The sequence below is a fragment of the Acinetobacter sp. genome, from assembly GCF_036659555.1.
Classification (GTDB): domain Bacteria; phylum Pseudomonadota; class Gammaproteobacteria; order Pseudomonadales; family Moraxellaceae; genus Acinetobacter.
Map to the genome: position 1 here is coordinate 1 of NZ_JAVXCI010000156.1, position 3410 is coordinate 3410.

Annotated in this window: 2 protein-coding genes and 3 pseudogenes; 4 read left to right on the forward strand and 1 reads right to left on the reverse strand. The window is 51.6% G+C overall.

What is annotated here, in order from left to right:
- Positions 1–230: pseudogene (locus RSA72_RS14195) on the forward strand (adenylate kinase); the annotation flags it as partial.
- A 35-nt stretch (positions 231–265) separates the two neighbouring features.
- Here RSA72_RS14195 and RSA72_RS14200 read toward each other — a convergent pair.
- The gene (locus RSA72_RS14200; protein ID WP_332624595.1) at positions 266–1276 is read right to left on the reverse strand and encodes an AraC family transcriptional regulator; all 1011 of its coding nucleotides are present in this window, start codon (positions 1274–1276) and stop codon (positions 266–268) included.
- Positions 1277–1487: 211 nt separating this feature from the next.
- Between RSA72_RS14200 and RSA72_RS14205 the strand changes: the two genes are divergently transcribed.
- The 3 genes and pseudogenes from RSA72_RS14205 to RSA72_RS14215 all read left to right on the forward strand — a co-directional run.
- Positions 1488–2606, forward strand: coding sequence for a CaiB/BaiF CoA transferase family protein (locus tag RSA72_RS14205; protein WP_332624596.1), 1119 nt, complete (start codon positions 1488–1490; stop codon positions 2604–2606).
- A gap of 129 nt (positions 2607–2735) precedes the next feature.
- A pseudogene (locus RSA72_RS14210) lies at positions 2736–3050 on the forward strand (carbohydrate porin); the annotation flags it as partial.
- Positions 3035–3178, forward strand: a pseudogene (locus RSA72_RS14215) (hypothetical protein); the annotation flags it as partial. The pseudogenes RSA72_RS14210 and RSA72_RS14215, both read left to right, overlap by 16 nt.
- Positions 3179–3410: the final 232 nt, after the last annotated feature.

Here is a 3410-nt window from a genome sequence, read left to right on the forward strand (position 1 = left end):
AACCATTATGGGAAAATTCTAATAACAGGGAAAACTGGAAAATGATGTTATCCAAAAAATCAATTTTCCTCTGGATGCTGCAGAAATATCCGCAAAATAAACAAAGATATGCCGCCATGATGCAGGACCCTGAATATCAGCATATTCAATTTATCCGCTTAACATCACCCAGACAGGCGCAGGCGTTTTTAAAACGCTTGAGCGGTGTCAATTGCAATAAAAAAGCCTGAGCAATCCTCAGGCTTTTTGATCAATTCATGCAAGCTTAATGATAGCCGTGCAATTGGCGGTATAGGCCCGGCGTTACTCCTGTCCACTTCTTAAAGGCGCGGTGGAAGGTGCTGGTTTCGCTGAAGCCGACCTGCTGCGCCACATCTTCCAGCGTCAGTTCCGGATTCAGCAGCAGGTGAATGGCGGCGTCGCGGCGCAAAGCGTCTTTCACGCCCTGATAGCTTTTGCCTTCGGCAGCCAGGCGGCGGCGCAAAGTCTGCGGCGACAGATACAGCATGGAGGCTACATCGTTCAGCGTCGGCATTTCTTCGCCAATTTGGCTCTTCAGCACTTCGCGGATGCGCGAAGTCAGCGAGTTGGTGTTCTTGAATTTGACCAGCAGCTGTGCAGGCGCGGCTTTTAAGAATTCTTCAAGCGTATCTTCAGTTTGGCGGATCGGCAGATCCAGATAGTCAGCAGCGAAGGTGATTTCCGTGCGCGGCATGTCAAACTGCATCACCGGCGCAAAGAACAGCGCATCGTACTCATCGGCATGTTCCGGGCGGGAGTAGCCGAAATGCACGCGTTCCAGCGGCAGGCGGCGCTCAATCAGCCATGAAGCCAAGCCGTGCCAAATCATCAGCATGCTTTCGGTAATGAAATGGTCTGGGTCCATGCTCTGTGGAATCTGCGGCACCAGGCGCGCTTCATGCTTATCGCGCTCCAGCGTCACTGACCATTCATCGCCGAATAATTTGTAGAACTGAGAGGAAAGCTCCAGCGCGTCGCCCAGGGTTTTGGCGTGAATAATCAGCTGGCACATAATGGCGAAGGTGCCCAGGCGCCGCGGCTGAATATCAAAGCCGACGTGTTCATCCTGCGTCACCATCCACAGCATTTTAATGAAGCGGGTGTACTGTTCCGGTGAAATCCGCGCCTTAGGCTGACGCAGCAGTTCTGCCTCAATGCCAACGTGAGACAGCAGAGTTTCGACATCCATGCCAAGACGCTTTACGCCGGATAAGGCAGCGTTGACAAAATGGATACTGATCGTATCGCGACTCATGTTAATTCCTTCAGTCTCTTTAATGTTCACTAATGCCTGACCTAAATGACGCTAAAAAATGGATGTATGGCAATTTACAACAGCAATTTTACCATTTTTACATGGTAAATTGCCGAAACTATCAAGGTAAATGGCTGAACATGACATTGTTTTGCCTGTTTTATCTTTCTAATATGCATGGAAAAGCAGCAGCAATGGAAGGGGGAATGCCGTGGCTTATCCGTTAAAAGGCTTGAAAGTTCTTGATTTTTCCACACTTCTTCCCGGGCCGTTCGCCACAATGTATCTGGCGGACATGGGCGCGGAAGTTGTGCATATTGAATCACCCGTGCGCCCGGATTTGATCCGCCTGATGCCGCCGTATTCCAATGGCCAGGCGGCGTCGTATAATTACTTAAACCGCAACAAGCAGTCTGTGGCTCTGGATCTGAAAAATCCTGCAAGCATCGCGCTGATTAAATCCAAAATTTGTAGCTATGACATTGTTATTGAACAGTTCCGGCCGGGCGTGATGGAGCGACTGGGCCTGGATTACCCAAGCCTTGCGGCGATTCATCCAGGATTGATTTACTGTTCAGTGAGCGGCTATGGGCAGATCGGCAGCCATAAAAGCCGCGCAGGCCATGATATCAATTATCTGGCGCTGTCGGGCATTGCCGGGCACAGCGGCCGCCGGGCCAGCGGGCCGCCGCCGATGGGCATTCAAATTGCCGATGTGGCCGGCGGGTCGCTGCATGCAGTGATCGGCATTTTAAGCGCGGTGATTGAGCGCAATCAAAGCGGCCTGGGCCAGCACATTGATATTTCTATGACCGACTGCGCCGCCGCCCTGAACAGCATGGCGGCGGCTGCTGAAATTGCCGGAAATGAAAAGCAGGCGCCCGAACAGTCGTATTTAAACGGCGGGGCTTTGTATGACTATTATCAGACGCGCGACGGGCGCTACTTATCGGTGGGCAGCCTGGAGCCGCAGTTTATGGCAGGATTGGCGCAGCTGCTGGAGCTGCCGCTTGTGCAGGAAAAAGGCGCTTCGCTGAGCGCGGATGACCGGCAGCAGGTGAAGCAGGCGGTACAGGAGAAAATCGCCGCCAAGGACTTTGCGGAATGGAATGCCATTTTTCAGGCGCAGGATGTCTGCGTAGAGCCGGTGCTGACCCTGCATGAGGCGCTGCATTCAGAACTGGCGGCGCAAAGGGGCTGGATTGCCGCAGTGCCTTTAAGCGCCGGCAGCGCGGAAACCGAACCGCAGCCGGCCTGCCCGATCAAGTTTTCACGGTCAAAAATAAGGTATGAATTTATTGGAAAAAAACTGGGGGAAGATTGCCTGTAAATATCGCATTATGATAATAAGCTTAATTTTTATACAGTAAAATAACAGAAAAGCCTGAGGCTACGCACCGCTAAGGGGTAACATGGCTATGAGCTGCAATCTGTAAGCTGTTTATATTTTGGTGCCCGCATCTTAACTCTAAGCTGCTGCTTTCAAAGTGTTTATGCTGAAAATTACTTTGATGCGCGCAGCCCCTGGATGCTGGGGGACTGGAATGGCCAGCGCACGGCGCAGCGGCAGGGCTATGATTTCAGCTTGGTCTATACCGGTTAAATGGCCGCTTTGCTGGATGCAAAGCATGCATCCAGCAAAGCGGCCATTTGAGTTCTGTGCGGCTCGCAGGCCGGCAACTGGGTCGGCGGCCAGTGGTACAACTGGCTGGTCAGCCAATGGGCCGCCCGGGTTAAATACAGCGTCACGCCTGAAGTTTATGTACAGGCGGGCAGGCGGCGCCAATGACTTATGAAGCCGGCGGCAAGCAGTCTGTGGTGATTATGGCCGGCGGCCATGGCTCATTCGGCACCCAAATAGGCGATGCGCTGGTGGCCTATGCGCTGCCGGATCAGAAATAGCCGCTTAAGTTGATTCAAAGTAAAAAAAGCCTGATTCGTCATAATGCCAGTCAGTTAAGAAACTGACTGGCTTTTTCTTTTTTAACTTGCGATATTATTTGATACGCGGAAGCGTCATCCGCGACCTATCAGGCCTTTGAAATGGACTATTTTTGCAATAAAACTATTTAAGTGTAAAAAATGAACAGGTTTCGCGGATGACAAATGCTTTTGGTTCTTTTGGCGAAACAAA

Bases quoted from the DNA above. Each gene is read 5' to 3' on its own strand.
- RSA72_RS14200 (WP_332624595.1), bottom strand. From the start codon at position 1,276: ATGAGTCGCGATACGATCAGTATCCATTTTGTCAACGCTGCCTTATCC.